The organism is Curvibacter gracilis ATCC BAA-807 (assembly GCF_000518645.1).
In the GTDB taxonomy this organism is placed as follows: Bacteria; Pseudomonadota; Gammaproteobacteria; order Burkholderiales; family Burkholderiaceae_C; genus Curvibacter; species Curvibacter gracilis.
Map to the genome: position 1 here is coordinate 160341 of NZ_JADZ01000004.1, position 19139 is coordinate 179479.

A 19139-nucleotide genomic window follows, 5' to 3' on the forward strand; every position below is an offset into this window, starting at 1 on the left:
TCACACCTTGCAGCTCTGGCCTGCACCGACCTTGGCAAAGGTCTTGATGACCCGGAAGCCCTTGTCGGTGACATCGGCCACATGGATGTCCTGTTCGACATGGCGGTTCTGCAGCGTCACCGTGCCGCGCGGTCCGCTGTAGCTGGTGCCCTCGGACACCGCGTCCATCTTGGCCACCTCCAGGCTACCTGCCTTCTTGGCCAGGGCTTCCAGCATCAGGAAGCCTTCGTAGGTCGACTCGGCCAATCCGTTCAGTGCGGGCGCATTGGCGCCCAGGCGCTTGGCATAGTCTGCGGCAAAGGCTTTGGCAGGCGGCGTGTCGAGGTTGGCGAAGTAGCCCGAGCTGGCGTACAGATTGCGGGCGTTGCCCAGACCGATGCCCGCCAGGGTGTTCTCTTCAATCAAGGTACCCAGGCGCAAGGCCTTGTCGGCCAGGCCAAAGCTGGCGAAAGCCTTGTTGAAGGTGACCGAGGAGCCCCCGACGAGCGAGACCAGCACCGCATCCGCACCGCTGTCACGGACGCGGGCCAGGCTGGCGTCGAAGTTGTCCACCGTGAAGGGCAGGTACTCGTCGCCCACCACCTTGGCGCCCGTCTTCTCGATGTACCTTTTGGCCGCTGCGTTGGTGTTGCGGCCCCAGACATAGTCGTTGCCGATCAGGTACCACTTGGTGGGCTTGCGCTCTGTGGCCAGCCAGGGGATGACACGCTCGAGCTGCTGTTGGGGGGTCTCGCCTTTCACGTAGGTGCCACGGGCGCATTCGCCGCCTTCGTACACCGGCGTGTAGAAATAGGGCAGCTGCCCTTTGAACAGACCGACCAGCGCACCGCGCACCGCGCTGTCGTGCATGCCGATGAAGACTTCGGCCCGCTGGCCTTTCCACAGCTTCAAGGCGGTTTGCGCGGACTCGGCCGGTGCGAGCCCGGCGTCCCCAAAAAGCAGCTCAAGCGGCCTCCCAAGAATGCCCCCGCGGGCATTCAGCGCCGCGGCCGCCATGTCGGCGCAGGCTTTGGAGGACGGGCCAAACAGCCCGGCCGGCCCGCTTTGAGGAATCATGACGGCCACCTTCAGTGGGTTGGCCGCGAATGACGAGGTGGCGATCCCGGCGGCGGTGGCGGCCAAGGTGTTTTGCAGGAATGATCGACGGTCCATGAGGTTTCCTCCGGTTCAGTTGGGGATGGGGGTTGCAGCAGCGGCTGGCAGGGCTGCCTGCACGGCCTCGGCGATGGCGAGCAACTGCCGGTCGGACCCGAAGGGGCCGTCGAGGGCCAAGCCCACGGGCAGCCCGTTGGACAGTCCGGCCGGCAGCGAGATGCCGGGCAGTGAGGCCGTGCTGCCCGGGTCTGTTTGGCGGATGAAGGCGCTGAACGTCGGGATCTGGACGCCGTTGAGTTCGACCGTCTCGTCTTCGCCAATGAGCGCGGCCGTGCGTGCTGTCGTCGGGAACGCCAAGGCCTGCACCCCGTTTGTTTCGAAAGCCCTGGCGTAGACCGCCTGCAGTTCGGCTCGTGCCGTGAGCGCAGACCGATAGACAGCCGGCGCAATGGCACCATTGCTCAGTAGCGGGCCGACGATATGGCGGACATCGGGACTGGCGACATCGGCGATCAGCGCTTCGAGCGTCACGCCGCGCTTGCGCTCCTGCAGATAGATGCCCATGTCGCGGACGAATTCGTGCAGGACGATAGGGAAGCTCGCGGCTGCGCACAGGTCGGTCAGGCGTGGCAACTCGACCTCCACCCACTCGACGCCTGCCTTGCTCAGCGCCTTCAACGCCTCCTCGCAGGCCTTCTGCACCCCGGGCTCCAGGTCGCTCCAGAACGCCTTACGCGGTAGGCCGATGCGCACACCTTTCAGATCGATGCGTGTTGGCATGATCGGCACCCCGGTCAGAACGGCGTCGAGCAGGGCGCAATCCGCCGCGGTCGGGGCCAACGGGCCGGCCGTGTCCCTGGTGCCCGAGATCGGGGCAATGCCGACATTCGAGACCCGCCCCACCGTGGGGCGGAATCCGGTGACTCCGCACAACGCGGCGGGAATCCGGATCGACCCGCCGGTGTCGGTCCCCAGCGCCACTGGCACCAGGTGGGCCGCTACGGCGGCCCCCGACCCCCCGCTGCTGCCTCCCGAGATGCGGCTGCGGTCCCAGGGATTGCGGACTGCACCTGTGACAGCGTTGTGGCTGCTGATGCCCATGGCCAGTTCGTGCATGCCGAGTTTGCCCGCGATGAGCGCGCCAGCGGCCTTCAGCCGGGTCACGACCTCGGCGTCTGCCTGCGGCATCTTGCCCGCCAGTGCGGTTGTGCCGGCACCACAGGGGAAGCCGATGGCCTCGATGTTGTCTTTCAGGGCGATGGGGATGCCGAGCAGTGGCAGCCGTTCTCCGGCCGCGATGCGCAGATCGGCGTCGCGTGCCGCATCGCGCAGGGCTTGGGGGTTGAAACTCACCCAGGCGTTGATGTCCTGGCTGGCAGCGGCCCTGGCAATGCAGATGTCGGCGAGTTCCTGGCTGCTCACCGTCTGGGCGTCCAGCTGTCGTCGTTGTTCGTGAAGAGGGAGGTCAAATGCGTGCATGGGGTCATCCATCCGTGGTGATGGGTCCCAATTTACGAAGCGGCGGTCTGGCCTTCACCTATAGGAATCGCTAGGGGGTCCCCTGGTGGGTCGCCAAAACTAGGGTCTGACCGGACGGGGAAACTGCAGGGCCGTCCTTAGCATCAGGTCCTCGCGCACGAACCTTGCTTGGATTCCCGCATGCACCTCTCCACTGGCCAGACCCGGGCGCTCGCCGACCTCATGAAGCTGATCGCAGATGCCACCGACGGCGATGAGCTGCGCGCGCGCATGGCGCTGCCCCTGCTGGATCTGTTGCGTGCCGACACCTACGTGTCGATGGTGTGGGACGGCGGGCGGCAACGCTTTGATCGCGTCACCGCGCTCAACATGTCGGATGACAGTCTGCGTTCGTGGGACGAGCACTTCCGGTTCGTGGACCCGTTGACCTTCCCCATGATGCAGCGCCGCAAGCCGACCGTCGCCACCCAGGTCATGTGCCAGACCGACCTGTCTCGCACCGAGTTCTTCAACGACTTTCTGCTGCGCGACCGCATGTATTGGGGCGTCAATGTCTACTTTTATGACCAGGACCAATGCGTCGGCGACGTGCGCATCTGGCGCAACCGGGAGCGTGGAAACTTCGACACCAGTGAGTTGAGCATTCTTCGGATGGTGGAGCCCGCCATCACCGCCGCGCTGAGTCGTCTGGGCCTCAAGGACCAGCCACCGACGCCGGACGACGGCGAATGTGCCGAAGCCACGCTGCAGCGGGAGGGACGCTTGAGCCGGCGTGAGGCGCAGGTGGCTTGGCTGGTGAGCTGCGGGTGTTCCGACAAGGAAATCCAGCGGCGGCTCGGGCTGGAGTATCCGACCGTCCGTTTCCATCTGGCCAATGCCTTCAAGAAACTGCGCGTGGCAAACCGGGCCGCGCTGGTGGGCCGGGTCCGCTCGCTGCTGGCGCATCAGCCAGTGGGGGCTGCTGCCATTGAGGGCTCGGTCGAGCCGATGACCAGCGTGTCACCAGGGATGCGTTTGGGCGCTCAGGCTGCTGGCTTTACAGCCCCAATTCCAGCGCCAGCAACTCATCCACTGTCTGGCGGCGCCTGATCAGGCGGGGCTCTGCGCCGTTGACAAGCACTTCGGCAACCAGCGGGCGGGTGTTGTAGTTGGATGACATGGATGCGCCGTAGGCCCCGGTGTCGTGTATCACCAGCAGGTCACCCACCTCCGCCGCCGGCAGGTCGCGAGGCAATACGACGCCGCCATCGCCCTGAGTGAACACGTCGCCCGACTCGCACAGCGGGCCAGCCACCACCGTGGGTTGGCTGGGGCCATGGCTGCCATCCCGGCGCAGCACGCTGATGGCATGGAAACTGCCATACATGGAGGGGCGCATCAGTTCGTTGAGCCCCATGTCCACCAACACAAAGTGATTGTTGCCCGCCTTTTTGGTGGCACACACTTCACCCAGCAGCACGCCTGATTCGGCCACCAGGAAGCGGCCAGGCTCAATTTCCAGCCCCAGCGCATGGCCGACGAGGGTCTCGGCGTGCTGACGCGCCCTGTCCCATATGCCGTGGTAATGCTGCGTGTCGATCACGGGATCGCCTTCGCGATAGGGGACGGACAGCCCACCGCCGGCCGAGATCGCACGCAGGTCATGCCCTTGGGAGTGCACCTGTCGCACCAAGTCCACCATGACGTCACACACCTTGGACAGGTGGCTGTAGTCCACGCCCGAGCCAATGTGCATGTGCAGACCCGCCAGCGTCAGACCCTGCTCACGAATGGTTTGCAGTGCCAATGTCACATCGGTGTGCCAAATGCCGTGCTTGCTGTGCTCGCCGCCTGTGTTGGTCTTGTTGCTATGACCATGGCCAAAGCCGGGGTTGATGCGCAGCCACACCGAGTGCCCTTTGGACCGACGCCCCAACTGGTGCAGCATATCGATGGAGCCCGCGTTGACGGGAATGCCGTGCTCTACCACGCAGTCGAGCGTGGCGGCATCGAACAAGTCGGCAGTGAACACGATCTCTGAGCGCTCACCGCCTGCCTTGAACCCCGCAGCCAGGGCCCGCAGAATTTCGCCGCGTGAAACCGCATCGACCTTGACGCCTTGCCCGCGCATCAGCTTCAGGATGTGGATGTTGGAGCAGGCCTTTTGTGCATACCGCACCGTGTCGAAGTTGGAAAGCTGGGCAATGCGCTGGCCGATGGTGGCGGCGTCATACACCCAAAGCGGTGTACCGAACTGCTTGGCCAGTGACCACAACTGGGCGGGGGTAAAGAGAGCGGACATGTGGGGCTTCAAAAAGAATGAGAAACAGAAAAAGGACGCCATGGCCTGCTGTCAAGGCGAGGCACCGCTGAAATTCTGTCGAAGCGGGACTATTCGGTCCAATGGATATTTGTCCATCAGGCATTCACATTCGATATGCTCTTGGCATGATCCAGCCCTCCAGCAACGACCTGCCCAGCACCCGCAGCGCCCTCATCACCCACCGACACATCGAAGTCTTTCGTGCGGTGATGACCGCTGGCAGCGTGACCCATGCTGCCGCTTTGCTCAGCAGTTCTCAGCCCACAGTCAGCCGCGAATTGGCACGACTTGAGCACTTGCTGGCCTACCCACTGTTTGAACGCTCGCAGGGCCGTCTGCGCCCCAATGCCCGCGCTCTGGCGCTGTGGGACGAAGTGCAAGTCTCATGGCGGGGGCTGGAGCGCGTCGTGGAGCGGGCCGTGGCCCTGGGGCAATCGCAGGAGGCACAGCTTTCGGTGCTGTGCCTGCCGGCCCTCGCCCATGCTTTGTTACCTGGCGCCATGGCCCGGCTGCTTCAGGCGCAGCCCCATCTGCGTGTGTCCATCACCCCGCAAGAGTCTCCGTTGCTGGAGGAATGGATGAGCGCCCAGCGCTTTGACCTGGGCCTGAGCGAGCAGCCCGGTACGCCGGTGGGTGTGCAGGCCCTTCCGCTGCTGACGCTGGATGAAGTGGCTGTGTTGCCAGCCGGGCATCCGCTGGCTGCGCAAGCGGTACTGCGTTTGCAGGACTTTGCAGGCCAGCAGTTCATCAGTCTGGCTGCCGATGACCCTTACGGCCGTCAAATAGACCAGCTTTTTGCCGAGGAAGGCGTGGTGCGCCAATTGCACCTGCAAACCCACAGTGCAGTGGCTGTGTGCGCCATGGTGCAGCAAGGTCTGGGGCTGGCCATCGTCAACCCCTTCACCGCCCTGGCCATGGCGGGGTCGGGGCTTGTGTTGCGCAGGCTGGCGTTCTCCATCCCCTTCAGCATCACCCTGTTGCGCCCCTTGTACCGACCGGCCATGTCAGAAACCCAGGCCCTGGTGCAGTGCCTGCAGGCGCAGGCTCAGGAGGTGACCGCCGCGCTGCACCGATTGCTTGAGCCGTCATCCGCTGTTCCCCACTGAACGCGCCTGAAAAGAATCCGGTGCCCGGTCTGCCTGGGTCAGTGGCGGCGCCATTGTTCCGTATGAGCAACAAAGAGGCGCTCAATACGCTATTCCATAAAATATGGAGCAACAATAAAGTCAGGTCTTCGATTCAACCCTTCACCACCGAAAGGCCCACCATGTCCTCCAGCACTGTTCAGATCACCCCGGTCACCCAATCGCGCAGCGTCGAGCAACTGGTGCGCGGCCAGGCCACCTCGGATGGGGCGGGCGTCAAGCTCAGCCGGGTGCTGACCCAGCCGCTGCAGCACCGGCTCGACCCCTTCCTGATGCTCGATGCCTTTGGCAGCGACAACCCCAACGACTACATCGCCGGCTTCCCCGACCACCCGCACCGCGGCTTTGAAACGGTCACCTACATGATCGCCGGCCGCATGCTGCACCGCGACAGCGCCGGCCATGAAGGCCTGCTGCAAAACGGTGGCGTGCAGTGGATGACGGCCGGCAAGGGCGTGATCCACTCCGAGATCCCGCAGCAGGAAGAGGGCGTGATGGAGGGCTTTCAGCTCTGGCTCAACCTGCACAGCAGCGAAAAGATGAACACCCCCTGGTACCGCGATTTCCAGGCCGCCGACCTGCCGCACTTCGTCACCCCCGAAGGCGTGGCGGTGACCGTGATCGCGGGCAGCAGCCATGGTGTGCAAGGTGCCGTACAGCGCCCCATCACCCAGCCGCTGTACCTCGACCTGCACCTGCCTCAGGGCGCGCGCTTTGAGCAGGCTCTGCCGGCGCAGCACAATGCCTTTGTGTATGTGTACCGGGGCGAGGTGGCGGTGGCCGGCCAGGCCGTGCCGCTGCAACGCATGGCCATTCTGCGCAACGAGGCCCAGGCCGATGGCGTGGTCATCGAGGCCACGGCCGATGCCCGCGTGCTGCTGATTGCCGGCCAGCCCCTGAAGGAGCCCATCGTGCAGTACGGCCCCTTTGTGATGAACAGCAAGGAAGAGATCTACCAGGCCCTGAACGATTTCCGCGACGGCCGCCTGGGTGAGGAAGCGGCTTGAGGCCGCCTGAAGCCGCCTGAAGCAGCACCACAGCAGCCCATTTTCTGAACCGAACGGAGACCCGCCATGACCATCGAAGCCACCCTGCAGCGTGCCAACGGCGCGCTCACCACCCTCAGCAACGGCCGCCACGTGTGGAACTCGGACATCGACAAGACCCTGGGCTCGCAAGACCGGGCGCCCGATCCGCATGACCTGCTCGACTCGGCCCTGGCCGCCTGCACCACGCTGACGCTGGAGCTGTACATCCGCCGCCGGCAGCTGGCGGTGACGGCCCTGCGGGTCACGGTCGATCATGTGGAAGACAAGGCCGCCGATGGCCGCGTGCGTTATCAGCTGCAGCGGCGCATCGCCATCGAAGGCACGCTGACGGATGCCGATCGCCAGCGCCTGCTCGAGATCGCCGACAAATGCCCCATCCACCGCCTGCTCAGTGGCGAGATCCACATCGAGTCGGCGCTCGTTGCCACCGCGGGCTGAGGCCTGCCCCCGCGCGCCGCCGATGGAATCCCTCAACCCCAACGATCTGCTGATCTACGCCCGGGTGGCCGAGGCGGGCAGCTTCAGCAAGGCGGCCGAGCGCCTGGGCCTGCCCAAGTCCTCGGTGTCGCGCCGCGTGGCCCACCTGGAAGAGCAACTGGGTGAGCGCCTGATGTCGCGCTCCACCCGACGCTCCACCTTCACCGAGTTCGGCCTGCAGCTGCTGGAGCATGCCCGCCAGGTGGCGGCCGAGGTCGACGCCGTCACCGCCCTGAGCGAACACCGCCAGCTGCAGCCCACGGGGCGGCTGCGCGTGTCCATGCCCCCCGAGGTGGCCACACTGTTGCTGCGCGACATGCTGGCTGCCTTTGTGGCCCTGCACCCCGCCGTGACGCTGGAGCTGGACCTGTCGCCCCGCCGGGTCGACCTGGTGGGCGAGGGCTTTGACCTGGCCCTGCGCTTTGGCGAGCTGCAGGACGATGGCTCACTCACCGCGCGCCGCCTGGCCACGCTGTCGATCGGCCTGTACGCCGCACCGGCCTACCTGGCCGAGCATGGCGACCCCCAGACGCCTGAGGACCTGGCCCAGCACAAGAGCGTGCTGCTGCTCAAGCGCAACCTCGAGCCCGCCCGCTGGACGCTGCTGCATGGCGACACCCGCTGGGAAGGCGCCCCCCCGTGCAGCTTTGTGGCCAACGCCCCTGGCCTGCTGCTGGAGATGGCGGTGGGCGCCTGCGGCATCGTGGCCGTGCCCGACACCATGGCCCAGGCCCGTGTGCGAAGCGGTGAACTGCGCCGTGTGCTGAGCGCCTGGTGCCTGCCCCCCGAGCCCGCCTGGGCCGTGTTTCTGGGCCGGCGCCTGATGCCCAGCAAGACCCGGGCTTTCATCGAAATGCTGGAGGCGGCGCTTCAGCGCGGCTGAGAGACATCGGTCTGCGGGCCCTTGTGCTTTTCGTAGGCCCGGAACCCATCCTCCAAGGCCGGTACGATCTGCAACACCTCGAAATAGGGGGCATGGATGAGGGGCGTGTCGCGCAGACCCTCCATGAAGAAGTAATGTCGCATTGGATCGTCGGTCTCGATCATCATCACATCGCTGCAAAACGCACTGAAGGCCTCTGCGTCGAAGAAGCGCATCCGCAGGTGTTCGGGCTCGCCGAGCAGTGGCGTCAGGTGCTGCCGGGCCAGGCGGTCGCGCTCGCTGCGGCTCAGGCGCAACCACGCCGGGGTGGCGCGCAGGAAGATGAAGTAGGTGTAGGCAGGCGTCATGATTCAAAGGTCCGTTGGTATGTGCCAGAAGTGGGGGGGGCGCTGGCGTCCGGCGCGATGCGGGTCTTGTGCCGCTGCGCTGGCCCCGAGGCCGCGCCACTGTAGGTCGCCCGCCCTTGGCCTGCATTAACCCGGGTTAAGCCCTGAAAGGACGTTTGTGCCGTCGTCGGTGTTCGAATCGCTGTTCCATCCGGCGCAAGGCACCCGCTTGCCCGAGTGGGATCAGGTGGCCGAAAGCCTGCACAGCCTCCGGGTGCCGGCCGGGCAGGTGGTCTTTGCGCAAGGGGTGGAGCACCCCCATGTGTACGCCGTGCGCTCTGGCCTGCTCAAGCTCTGCTACCTCAACGATGAAGGCGACGAGTGGGTCAAGTCTTTTGCCCATGAGGGCCGCTTTTTTGCGAGCCTGGCCGCCTTGCCCGCCGGTGGCCGCACCCATTTCATGGTCGAGGCCCTGGAGCCCAGTGTGCTGGAGCGCCTGCCTTATGCGCTGCTGACCGATCTGGCCGATCGCCACCTGGCCTGGGCGCGCGTGCTGCAGGCCCTGACCCTGGTGTTCGCAGCCCGCAAGGAAGAGCGTGAACGCGAACTGCTCACCCTGAACCCCGAGCAGCGCTACCGGGCGTTCCGTGCGGCCCACCCCGAACTGGAAGCCCGCATCCCCCAGAAAGACCTGGCCCGCTACCTGGCCTTGACGCCGGTGGGCCTGAACCGCATCGTGATGCGGGTGCGGCGTAGCGAGGGCCGGTGAGCTGCGGTGACACCTACCCGTCGGGTCTGGGCTCAGCCCTGGCCTTGGGCCAGCGTAGCCACGGGCACGGTGCTCTGGCGGACCGCCAGCCTTACCGCCAGGGCCCCCAGCGCCGCCACCGTGGCCAGGCCCACCACCCCCAGCCAGCCCCATTGGGCCAGGGCCAGGCTGCCCAGCCAGGCGCCGGTGGCCATGCCGACGAACATGCCCACGAACAGCAAGGCGTTGAGCCGGCTGCGCGCTGCAGGCTCCAGGCCATACACCAGGGTCTGGTGGGCGACCAGGGTGGCCTGCACGCCGAAGTCGAAGGCCACGGCACTCAGCACGATCAGCACCAGTTGGCCTTGCGGCGGCAGCAGGGCGGCGCCCGCCATGCTGGCGAAGGCGAGGGCACTCAGGCCGGCACCCAGGCGGGTCACCAGCTCGGGGCCGCGACGGTCCGAGATGCGGCCGGCCAGCGGTGCGGCCAGGGCACCGGCCACGCCCGCCAGGCCAAAGGCACCGGCCGCGCCGCTGCCCAGGTGGAAGGGCTCGGCATGCAGCATCACCGCCAGGGTCGACCAGAAGGCACTGAAGCCCACCGCCAGCAGGCCCTGGGCCAGCGCGGCGTGGCGCAGCCCCGGGTAGCGCTGCCACAGCTGGCCCATCGAGCCGATCAGGGCGGTGTACGAGACCCGGGTGGTGGGGGCAAAGTCGGGCAGGCCGCGCCACAGTGCCACGGCCAGCACCGCCACCGAGGCCGCAGCCGCCCCGTACACGGCGCGCCAGCCCAGTTGCTCGGCCAGCAGGCCGCTCACCACCCGCGACAGCAGAATGCCCAGCAGCAGCCCGGTCATCACCGTGCCCACCGCCTTGCCCCGGCTGGATTCGGGCGCCAGGATGGCGGCGGCCGGCACGATGTCCTGCGCCACCGTGGCTGACAGGCCGATCAACAGGCTGGCCAGCAGCAGCCAGGGCACCGAGGGGGCGAAGGCGCTCAGCAGCAAGGCGGCGGTCAGGGCCAGCGCCTTGGTCAGGATCAGGCGGCGCCGGTTCAGCCGGTCGCCCAGCGGCGCCAGCAACAGGATGCCCAGGGCATAGCCCAGTTGCGTCAGCGTGGGCACCAGGCCGATGCGGCTGGCGCTGGCCTGCAGGTCGGCGCCCAGCACGCCCAGAATCGGCTGGCTGTAGTAAAGCGAGGCCACGCTGAAGCCCGCGCCTGCGGCCAGCAAGGCCAGGTGTTTCTGGCTCAGCGCGGGCACCGCGGGTGCAGCGGGTGTCTGGCGTTCGGGTTCATGCACATTGGGTATGGAAGTCATGGGTTTCTCCGGTCAGGATCGATGTGCTGAACTGTAGGGAAGCCCTTGCCGCCTTGGTAGTGTCCCGATTTGAACAATTGATATACGCTTGGCGTATGAAAAACACCCTGCCTGCCAGCCGTCAGGTCGACCGCATCGAGCTGTTCGACACCTTTGTGCGCATCGTCGAGGCGGGCAGCCTGTCGGCGGCAGCCAGCCAGATGGGCAGCACCCAGCCCACCATCAGCCGCCGTCTCACGGCGCTGGAGCAGCAACTGGGCCTCAAGCTGCTGCAGCGCAGCACCCACGCCATGAAGCTGACCGAAGACGGCGAGCGCTGCCTGATGCTGGCGCGGGGCCTGCTGGAGACCTGGCAGGCCATGGACGAGGGCCTGCGCGGCCAGGCGGCCCAGCCCCAGGGCACGTTGCGCGTGCTGGCGCCGCACGCCTTCGGCCAGCAGCAACTGATCGGCCCGGTGGCCGACTACCTGGCGCGCTACCCCGGGGTGTCGCTCGAATGGCTGCTGCATGACCGGCTGCCCGACTTCATCGCCGAGGGGGTGGACTGTGCCATCCACGTGGGCACGGTCGAAGACCCCAACCTGGTGGCGCTCAAGCTGGGTGAGGTGCGGCGCGTGGTGGTGGCCGCCCCCCAATGGGTGGATGCCTCCGCGCCGCCCAGCCACCCGCGTGAGTTGGCAGACCTGCCCTGGATGGCGGTGCGCACCTTCTACCAGAACGAGGTGCTGCTGAACCAGCGCACCACGGGCGAATCGTTCAGCTTTGCCATCCGCCCACGCTTCAGCACCGACAGCCTGTACGCCCTGCGCAACGCCGCCTTGCGCGGGCTGGGCCTGGGCATCTTCTCGCACTGGCTGGTGGACGAAGACATCGCTGCCGGCCGGCTGGTGCGGCTGTTGCCAGGGTGGCAGGCCCCACCCCTGCCGGTGTACCTGGTCTATCCCTACAGCCGGCTGGTTCCGGCGCGCCTGAGTCGCTTCATTGAACTGATCCGCCAGGCCGCGCCGTCGGCGATTGACGTGTGAGTGTGCGGGCCGGCATGACCCTGCTCTCGACCGCTGCTGCCCAGATCATCCGGTGTCATTCGGTGGTCTCTGTGCGGCAGCGTACCCTGCGCGAATCGGGACCGGTATTTCCACAGAATGGGGTGACGTGACAAAACGGCATGCTGCGTCGCGCTAGGGGCGGCAGCGGTGCATGCCGGTCCGGTGGGCGTGGCGGCGCCATTGCTCGCCGGACGGACACCGGTCTGCCGGGCGCATGCAGCCATGGCCGCGCGGCGGTGGCCAGCCAGGACGATGGATGAACCGACCAAAGTACTCCACTCAGCGCAGCGGGTGTGACAAAAAGGGCCGTTCGCATCTGGGCTGGGCCTTGTCCGTGTTCGTTACCAGACGGATCCCAAAGCCATGACTACCCACAATCAGAAAGCCCTTTCGGGCACACCCCCGGAGTCCGTCATCGATCTACGCCTTGCCAACCGCTTGCTTGCCCTATTGGATGAGGCCGCACGCCACAACCTGCTGACCGGCGCGGAGCTGGTGGAGGTGACCGAACTGCAGCAGCTTGGTCACGCCGGCCAGCCTCTGGAATGGGTGTATTTTCCCGTCGACTGCATGGTCTCGCTGCTGTCCCGACCGCTGGGGCAGCGCCATTTCGAGATCGGCCTGATCGGCTTTGAGGGCATGCTGGGGGCCGGTCAGGCGCTGGGCGTGTCGGCCTGCGCCTTTGATGCTGTGGTGACCGGCCCAGGCCGGGCCTGGCGTGTCGAGCTTCTGCGTCTGCAGCAGCTCACGCTGCGCCATGGCGGGCTCAACCGGCTGTTCATCCAATACCTGTATTTCGAGCTGTCGCAGATGGGGCTCATGGCGACCTGTGGGCGTTTTCACTCGCTGGCCCAACGGCTGGCGCGCCTGCTGCTGATGTGCCAGGACCGCATGCGCAGTGCCGACCTGCGCATGACCCACGAGGCCATGGCCGCCGCCCTCGGCATGCGCCGCGTCGGGGTCACCCAGCAGGCTGGCCTGTTCCAGGACCTGGGGCTGATCCAGTACAGCCGCGGCCAGATCCTGGTGCTCGACCGACCCGGCCTGCAGCGCGCCAGCTGCGACTGCTACGCACTGGAGCGCAGCGATTACGAGCACATGCTCAAGCCCTGAATCGGTGGGCTGGCGCACCGTCTGTGCCAGCCGCTGCAGGCTGACCTGAACAGGGTCGGCATGCTGCCGAGTTCAAGAAAGTCCCCCTGCCTCCGATCGGGCAGCACCCGCTGGATTGCCCGCCCGGCCGTTGCTCAAGCCGTCGGGGCCAGCCAGCGCTCCACCAGCTTCACCCAGTAGCTGGCGCCTGTGGACAGTACCCGGTCATTGAAGTCGTACGCCGTGTTGTGCACCGAGCAGCCCCCGAGCTGCCCCACACCGTTGCCGATGTTGATGAAGCAGCCAGGGATTTTCTCCAGAAAGAAGGCAAAGTCCTCACTGGCCGTGACGGGCTCCGGTTGCTCGACCAGGCCTGCGTCTCCCAGCCAATCCCGCACCAGATCCAGGCAGAAGCGGGTGTGCTCGGGGCTGTTGCGCAGCACCGGGTAGCGCCGCTGGTAATGGACCTCGGCCCGTGCACCAAAGGTGGCTGCCTGCGCCTGGGCCACTTCGGTGATGCGCCGCTCCAGCAGATCGCGCACCTCGGGCTGCAGGGCCCGCACGGTCAGTCGAAGTTCGGCCGTGCCCGGGATCACATTCGGGGCGCCACCGGCCAGAAAGGCGCCGACCGACACGATGCCCATTTGCAGCGGGGGCACGTTGCGTGCCACGATGCTCTGCAGGGCCATCACGATGGCCGAGCCGGCCACGATCGGATCGACCGTGCTCTGTGGCAAACCGCCGTGACCACCGACGCCCTCGACCTTGATGATGCAGTGGTCCACGCTGGCCATGGCAGAGCCCGGCACCGCCATGAACTGGCCTTCGGGCAGACCGGGTGCGTTGTGCATGCCAAAGATCGCGTCGCAGGGAAACAAGTCCAGAAACCCGTCCTCCAACATCTTGCGTGCCCCGGCCAGGCCTTCCTCGGCAGGCTGGAACACCGCGTGCACGATGCCATCGAAGCGACGCGTGGCCGCCAGGTGCCGGGCTGCCGACAGCAGCATGGCCGTGTGCCCGTCGTGGCCGCATGCGTGCATCTTGCCGAACACCTTGCTGGCCCAGGGGCGGCCTGACGTCTCGTTCATGGGCAGGGCGTCCATGTCCGCGCGCAAGCCGATGCGGCGCCCGCTCTGGCCGGCTCTCAGGGTGCCCACCACCCCGGTGCCTCCGAGCCCCCGGTGCACCTCCCAGCCCCAGCGGGCCAGGCGCTCTGCCACCAGATCACTGGTGGTCAGTTCTTCATAGCCCAGTTCAGGGTTGGCGTGGATCTGGCGGCGCAAAGCCACCATTTCGTCTTCATGGGCCCGGATTTCGTCCAGGGCGGGTGGCAGCAGCTGTGCGTTCATCAGTTGGCCTCCAGACGGGCGCGACGGGTGGCGTCCTGGTACTGTGCAATCTCATTGTTGTAGAACGCCGTCAATTGCTCCAGCGTCATCGGGGGCATCAGTGGCACTCCGGCGGCGGTTTCCAGGCTCTTGCGCACCTCGGGTCGGTTGACGGCCTCCTGGGCTGCGCGGTGCAGGCTTTGCACCATGGCTTCGGGGGTGGCTTTGGGCACGAACACCCCGCCCCAGACATCGACGGTGCTGAAGCGCGGCAGGGTCTTGCTTTCTGCAAAGGTACCGGCCCCTGGCACCAGGGGCGAGCGTGCCGGCCCGGTGACGCCGATGATGCGCATCTTGCCCCCCGACACCATCTTGATGAGGTTTCCATCGACGGGGAAGAAGGCCATGTCGAGTTGTCCACCCATCAGATCCTGCAGCAGCGGGGTGCCGCCCCGATACGGTACATGGGTCAGGTTCAGCCCGGCCGCCTGCACGAAGGCATCGCCTGCCAGGTGGTACACCGAGCCTATTCCAACGCTGCCATAGCTCAAAGGCTTGTCCTTGGCCGCCTTGGCCAAGGCCACCAGTTCGTCGATGTTGTTGGCGGGCAGGTCGGCCCGCACATAGACGCCCAGGGTTGGCCTGCTGAGCACGTGCACCAGACGCAGCTCATTCGGGTTGTATTTCACCGCCTTCAATGTGGCTGGCGCCAGGATGGCCTCGGTCGGCGAACCCAGCAGAAGCGAATCGCCCGTGGCGCCACGGCTCAGCACCTTGCTGACCGCAATGCTGCCGCTGGCGCCGGACAGGTTCTCCACCACCACGGTGCGCTGCAATTGGGCCGCCAGGCCAGGGGCCAGCGCGCGGGCAAACACATCGGATGTGCCACCGGCCGGATACGGCACATATAGGGTGACGATGCCGTTGCTGGCTGAATTCTCGGCCTGGGCTTGGCCCAGGCAGGACAACAGGGCCAGGGCGAGCAGCATTGAGCGTCGGATCATGGGGTACTCCAGGGGGTGAAAAATGAGGGGCCAAGGCCGGGGTGAATCAGCGCAGCTGATAGACGCAGATGCGCACGGCTTGCCGATGGGCCAGCAAGGGCGATGCGCGCCCGACCAGCACGGCTTCGTTGAGCCAGCCGTGTGGGCCGGCAGGAGCGGTGATGTCCACATGCGACAGGGCTTCACGCCCCAGCCCGGGGCGTTCGATCACCTTGACCCGGTTGTGCACGGTGAGCACCGTGCCGTCCTCGGTCTGCATTTCATAAAGGGCATCCAGCAGCCGTACCCCGTCGGGCCGGACCAGTTGGCGGTCGGCACCGCCAGGCAACACACGACCGCGAAGACGCGGACCTTCAAACTCGCCCCCTGTGATGTTGACCAGGCGACGCAGTCCCAACGGGCCATGACCCAGCTCCATGACAGGGGCCACATCCACGATGGCTTCGTACACTGGCAGGGTGATCGGTGTGTCGTCCATGGAGGCTCCAGTTCTTGCTTGCAGAGGTCTGCGGCCATCCCTGTGAAACTCTCAGGGGCGGTACGCTGGTACCGGTTTTGGCTGAGGCCAGTCTAAGCAGGCCGGCTGCGGCGAACCAGTCAGAAAACCATGCCGGCATAAGCATTGCTTATCGCTCGTGGCCCCCGTGATTTGTCCAGGATGAGGTTTCATGTCCGCTTCGCGTCCACCCAACCCCAGTGCCCATGTGCTCAATGAACGCATGCTCGGGCGCTTGCGCCTGCGCCATCTGCGTCTGCTGGCAGCGCTTGAATGCAGCACCACCTTGCGTGAAGCCGCCGAAGCGGTGGGCATCACCCAGCCGGCGGCCAGTCAGGCGCTGCGTGAGCTGGAAGACATGCTCGAAGTGGCCTTGTTCGAGCGCCATGCCAAAGGCTTGCGGGCCACCGAGGCCGGGCGTTTCATGGCCTATCAGTCGCGTCAGATGCTGGGCAGTGTCAGTTACGCAGCCGAGGCCCTGGCGGCCTCCGCCCTGGGCGTGGCCCGGCCTTTGCACATCGGGGCCATACCGTCGGCACTCTCGCAACTGGTGCGTCCGCGCATAGCCGCCCTGCGCGCCGCCCTGCGCGACTGGCGCTTGCATCTGCACGAAGGCATGCCCGATGACATGGCCGCCTCCTTGCACTCGGGCCTGACCCAGATCGCTCTGGTGCGCAAGCCCGCCACGGCGCTGGACCGTCGCCTGGTGTTCACCGAACTGTGCGCCGACGAGATCGCGGTGGTGGCCTCACCCCGGCATCCGGCGCGCCCGCGGCACCCACAACAGCGCCTGAGCCTGGATGCGCTGGCGGCCTATCCCTTTTCTCTGCCCATCGGGGTGTCGGTCAATTTCAATGCCTTCATGCAGGCCTGCGATCAGGCCGGCTTCACACCCGAGCAGGCGCCTGTCCAGAGCATCTCGGCCATGCTGCTGGTGGCCGTGACCAGCGATGACCACACCTTGGCCGCCTTGCCAAGGTCGATTGCCGGACCCTGGCTGGAAAGCGGCGAACTGATCGAGCTGCCTTTGCGGCAATCGATCGCGCTGCCTCCTTTGGGGGCCTTGCACCACGTCGGCGAAACCTCGCCCGCTGTGAAGGAGGTCATCAGGGTGTTGAAGTCCTGAGGGTGGCCTGGGGGCTGCCGCACGTGCTGCGCTGAGTGCTACGTCCTGATCACACGCCGGCTTCGGGGCCGAGGCCACGCGCCGGGCCTCGGGTCTGCCCCGCTTCCCAGCGGGGCAGGGCGGGCGGCACGGTGTGCTGGGGCCGGTGCCTGCCGGCCATCCGTTCGCGTTCGGGGGTGGCGCTCAGGCTTTGCAGGGTGGGCGCGTCTAGCACCCGCAGCTCGCGCCGATGCACCTCCAGCACCCGGGCATCGTGCAGGCGCGAGAGCATGCGGCTCACGGTCTCCACGGTCAGACCCAGGTAGCTGCCGATGTCATGGCGCGTCATGGGCAGCCGCAGCCGGGTGGCTGACAGGCCTTGCAGGCGCGCGCGCCGGCTCAGCTCCAGCACAAAGCTGCACAGCCTGACCTGGGCGCTGCTGCAGCCCAGCAGGATCTGCAACTGGTGGGCCTGCTGCAAGGCCTCGCCCAGTTCGGCCAGCAGCCGCTGCTGCAGCAGCGCAGGCAAGGCCATCGGATCGGGGCGGTGGCGCAGGGGCAGCACACAGACCTGTGAATCCTCCAGCGCCATCACTTCACCGATCTGGCGGCCCAGCCCCAGCGCTGCCAGGCCGACCAACTCACCGCACAGGTGAAAACCCACGGTCTGGTGGCGTCCGTCGGCTGACACCACCTCGGACTTCAGCCCCCCCGCACGCACCGCGTACACGGCGCGGCAGGCGTCGCCCTGGCGGAACAGGACGGCCCCCCGGGCCAGAGCAAGCAGCCGGGGCGGCCCGAACGGCCCCGCCCCCGGCGCTTGGGCACGGTTGAAATCCGTGGCCTCTGGCCGTGTCAACGCAAGCAGGTCGCAGGCCCCGCAGCCAAGGCCTGCGCCAACGCTCATGGCGGGGCCATGGAGCGGTCGGGGCCCTGCAAGGCAACAGCACATGGTGGTCTTTGGTGTGGCGGTGGAGCCGGCTTTGTATTTCAGTTCCGGGCCAGCAGGGGCCAGACAAAATGGGTCATGTCGTGGATCTCGCGCTCGTGCGTGCTGGGGCCGTGCAAGGCAATGGTCTGCAGGCCGTTGCCATAGTGGACCACCCTGAACTCCCGCTCGTGCACATGCCCGTGGGTGGCCGGAAACAGCGCAAACACCGCGTGCCCCGCATGCAGGGCACGCACCACGCGGGCCACATCGGCGTGCTGCTGGTTGCCGGCCCAATCGTTGCGCTGCACATCGACCATCCCCCAGCGCACGGCGGTGACGCGCCCGTCCGCGTCCAGCGCCACCTCCGACACCGCATGCGTGGGCTGCGGCGTGGCTGTGGGCACCGGCCCGGCCTGGGTGTCGAGCTCGGTGGCGCTCAGGCTGCTCAGCGCGTGCAAGCCGGGGCTGGCATGGGTCTCGGTGCCTGCGTGGGAGGCCAGGGCAATGGTCTCGTGGCCGTCCGGGTGTTCCACCACCTCGAACTGCAAGCCGCGTGGCAGGCCAGACGCTGCTGAGAACACCGCCATCACCCGAGCGCCATCGTGCAGCGCGTCGATCACATCGGCCACCGGCACCACGCTGGAAGCGCCCACGTCCAGGTTCGATTCGGCATGCACCTCCACCCAGCGCACATGGCTGATCTGGTCCTGCGCATCCCAGTGGGCGGCCGACAGTTCGAACACCTTGTGGGTTTCGTCCAGCACCGGTTGGGCCCGGGCGCCTTGGTAGGTCATGGCCGGGCTCCTGTCGGGGTGGGGCGGGCGCTGCCGCAAGAATGCATGCCGAACGCGTCGGCTGGGGGGGCGGCTGGGTGGTGAGTGTTCATGGGCCAGTATGGCGCCCGGTGGCCGGCGCTTTCCGTGCGTTGGCGCACGCTCAGTGCAGGCCACGGCCGGGCCGGCTCAGTGCCTGCGACCGCCGCCGTGGGGGCCACCGCCACCCGGCTGGGCATGGCCGTGGTTGGGGTTGGGCCGGGGTGGCGGCCAAGCCCCTGGGTGGCGGCGATCGTCGTCATCGTCGTGGCCCCAGCGGCCATTGCCCAGGTAGATCACTGGCGGTGGGTAGTACACCGGGCCCGGTGGGTAGACCGACACAGGGCCGGGGTAGGGCACGTAGCCGTAGGGGTTCAGGCCGATGCTGATGCTCAGCTCGGCCTGGGCCAGGGGGCTGGTGCAGGCCAGCAACAAGCCCAACGCCAGTGCTGAGGCCAGGTGGCGGGGTGGAATGCGGTTCATGGGGGCGCCTTGCATCGTC

20 protein-coding genes are annotated in these 19139 nt (G+C 66.8%); 9 read left to right on the plus strand and 11 right to left on the minus strand.

The genetic code is table 11. The features are described 5' to 3' along the window. Complete coding sequence (locus L880_RS0100735; RefSeq protein ID WP_027474037.1) at positions 1-1152, minus strand: substrate-binding domain-containing protein; 1152 nt, start codon at positions 1150-1152, stop codon at positions 1-3. 15 nt (positions 1153-1167) lie between these two features. Beyond that, complete coding sequence (iaaH, locus tag L880_RS31095) at positions 1168-2574, minus strand: indoleacetamide hydrolase (RefSeq protein ID WP_043328190.1); 1407 nt, start codon at positions 2572-2574, stop codon at positions 1168-1170. A gap of 180 nt (positions 2575-2754) precedes the next feature. Between iaaH and L880_RS31100 the strand changes: the two genes are divergently transcribed. Then, positions 2755-3663: a helix-turn-helix domain-containing protein gene (locus L880_RS31100; RefSeq protein WP_043328026.1), complete on the plus strand. Its 909-nt coding sequence runs from the start codon at positions 2755-2757 to the stop codon at positions 3661-3663. Here the strand turns inward: L880_RS31100 and lysA are convergent. Continuing rightward, the gene (gene lysA / locus L880_RS0100750; protein WP_027474038.1) at positions 3611-4855 is read right to left on the minus strand and encodes a diaminopimelate decarboxylase; all 1245 of its coding nucleotides are present in this window, start codon (positions 4853-4855) and stop codon (positions 3611-3613) included. The genes L880_RS31100 and lysA overlap by 53 nt on opposite strands. A 146-nt stretch (positions 4856-5001) precedes the next feature. Between lysA and L880_RS0100755 the strand changes: the two genes are divergently transcribed. The 4 genes from L880_RS0100755 (at position 5002) to L880_RS0100770 (ending at position 8430) form a co-directional block, all read left to right on the plus strand. Continuing rightward, a complete protein-coding gene (locus tag L880_RS0100755; RefSeq protein ID WP_027474039.1) occupies positions 5002-5982 on the plus strand; it encodes a LysR family transcriptional regulator in 981 nt (326 codons plus the stop codon). 161 nt (positions 5983-6143) lie between these two features. Next, on the plus strand, positions 6144-7028 hold the full coding sequence (locus tag L880_RS0100760; RefSeq protein WP_027474040.1) for a pirin family protein: 885 nt from the start codon (positions 6144-6146) through the stop codon (positions 7026-7028). A gap of 66 nt (positions 7029-7094) precedes the next feature. Then, positions 7095-7508, plus strand: a complete 414-nt coding sequence (locus L880_RS0100765) for an OsmC family protein (protein ID WP_027474041.1) — start codon at positions 7095-7097, stop codon at positions 7506-7508. A 22-nt stretch (positions 7509-7530) separates the two neighbouring features. Beyond that, complete coding sequence (locus tag L880_RS0100770) at positions 7531-8430, plus strand: LysR family transcriptional regulator (protein WP_027474042.1); 900 nt, start codon at positions 7531-7533, stop codon at positions 8428-8430. Here L880_RS0100770 and L880_RS31105 read toward each other — a convergent pair. Next, positions 8418-8777: a darcynin family protein gene (locus L880_RS31105; protein ID WP_051442922.1), complete on the minus strand. Its 360-nt coding sequence runs from the start codon at positions 8775-8777 to the stop codon at positions 8418-8420. The genes L880_RS0100770 and L880_RS31105 overlap by 13 nt on opposite strands. 169 nt (positions 8778-8946) lie before the next feature. Here L880_RS31105 and L880_RS0100780 point away from each other — a divergent pair, with 169 nt between their 5' ends. Further along, positions 8947-9525, plus strand: coding sequence for a Crp/Fnr family transcriptional regulator (locus L880_RS0100780; RefSeq protein WP_027474043.1), 579 nt, complete (start codon positions 8947-8949; stop codon positions 9523-9525). A gap of 32 nt (positions 9526-9557) precedes the next feature. Here the strand turns inward: L880_RS0100780 and L880_RS31110 are convergent, their stop codons facing one another. After that, the gene (locus tag L880_RS31110; RefSeq protein WP_084460871.1) at positions 9558-10823 is read right to left on the minus strand and encodes an MFS transporter; all 1266 of its coding nucleotides are present in this window, start codon (positions 10821-10823) and stop codon (positions 9558-9560) included. Between the two features lie 95 nt (positions 10824-10918). On the opposite strand from L880_RS31110, the gene L880_RS0100790 reads away from it, so the two are divergent. Beyond that, positions 10919-11848 (plus strand): LysR family transcriptional regulator, encoded by a 930-nt coding sequence (locus tag L880_RS0100790; protein WP_027474044.1) that lies wholly within the window; start codon positions 10919-10921, stop codon positions 11846-11848. Between the two features lie 384 nt (positions 11849-12232). After that, entirely contained in the window at positions 12233-12982 is a 750-nt protein-coding gene (locus tag L880_RS0100795) for a Crp/Fnr family transcriptional regulator (protein ID WP_027474045.1), read from the plus strand. Positions 12983-13116: 134 nt separating this feature from the next. Here the strand turns inward: L880_RS0100795 and L880_RS0100800 are convergent, their stop codons facing one another. Genes L880_RS0100800 through L880_RS31120 form a run of 3 tightly spaced genes read right to left on the minus strand, consistent with a single transcriptional unit; the run spans position 13117 to position 15771 of the window. Continuing rightward, on the minus strand, positions 13117-14310 hold the full coding sequence (locus tag L880_RS0100800) for a M20 aminoacylase family protein (protein WP_043328032.1): 1194 nt from the start codon (positions 14308-14310) through the stop codon (positions 13117-13119). Further along, complete coding sequence (locus tag L880_RS31115; RefSeq protein ID WP_043328033.1) at positions 14310-15293, minus strand: tripartite tricarboxylate transporter substrate binding protein; 984 nt, start codon at positions 15291-15293, stop codon at positions 14310-14312. The genes L880_RS0100800 and L880_RS31115 overlap by 1 nt, the downstream gene beginning before the upstream one ends. A 46-nt stretch (positions 15294-15339) precedes the next feature. Then, complete coding sequence (locus L880_RS31120; RefSeq protein ID WP_051442924.1) at positions 15340-15771, minus strand: DUF3237 domain-containing protein; 432 nt, start codon at positions 15769-15771, stop codon at positions 15340-15342. A gap of 190 nt (positions 15772-15961) precedes the next feature. On the opposite strand from L880_RS31120, the gene L880_RS0100815 reads away from it, so the two are divergent. After that, positions 15962-16915, plus strand: coding sequence for a LysR family transcriptional regulator (locus L880_RS0100815; RefSeq protein WP_084460873.1), 954 nt, complete (start codon positions 15962-15964; stop codon positions 16913-16915). 49 nt (positions 16916-16964) lie between these two features. Here L880_RS0100815 and L880_RS31125 read toward each other — a convergent pair whose 3' ends face one another. From L880_RS31125 to L880_RS31135, 3 genes are all read right to left on the minus strand, one after another. Beyond that, positions 16965-17801 (minus strand): helix-turn-helix domain-containing protein, encoded by an 837-nt coding sequence (locus tag L880_RS31125; RefSeq protein WP_051442925.1) that lies wholly within the window; start codon positions 17799-17801, stop codon positions 16965-16967. 83 nt (positions 17802-17884) lie between these two features. Beyond that, positions 17885-18619 carry a hypothetical protein gene (locus L880_RS31130; protein WP_043328036.1) on the minus strand — a complete coding sequence of 245 codons (735 nt, stop codon included), beginning with the start codon at positions 18617-18619 and terminating at the stop codon, positions 17885-17887. Between the two features lie 168 nt (positions 18620-18787). Next, positions 18788-19120 carry a hypothetical protein gene (locus tag L880_RS31135; protein WP_157462523.1) on the minus strand — a complete coding sequence of 111 codons (333 nt, stop codon included), beginning with the start codon at positions 19118-19120 and terminating at the stop codon, positions 18788-18790. Between the last annotated feature and the right edge of the window lie 19 nt (positions 19121-19139).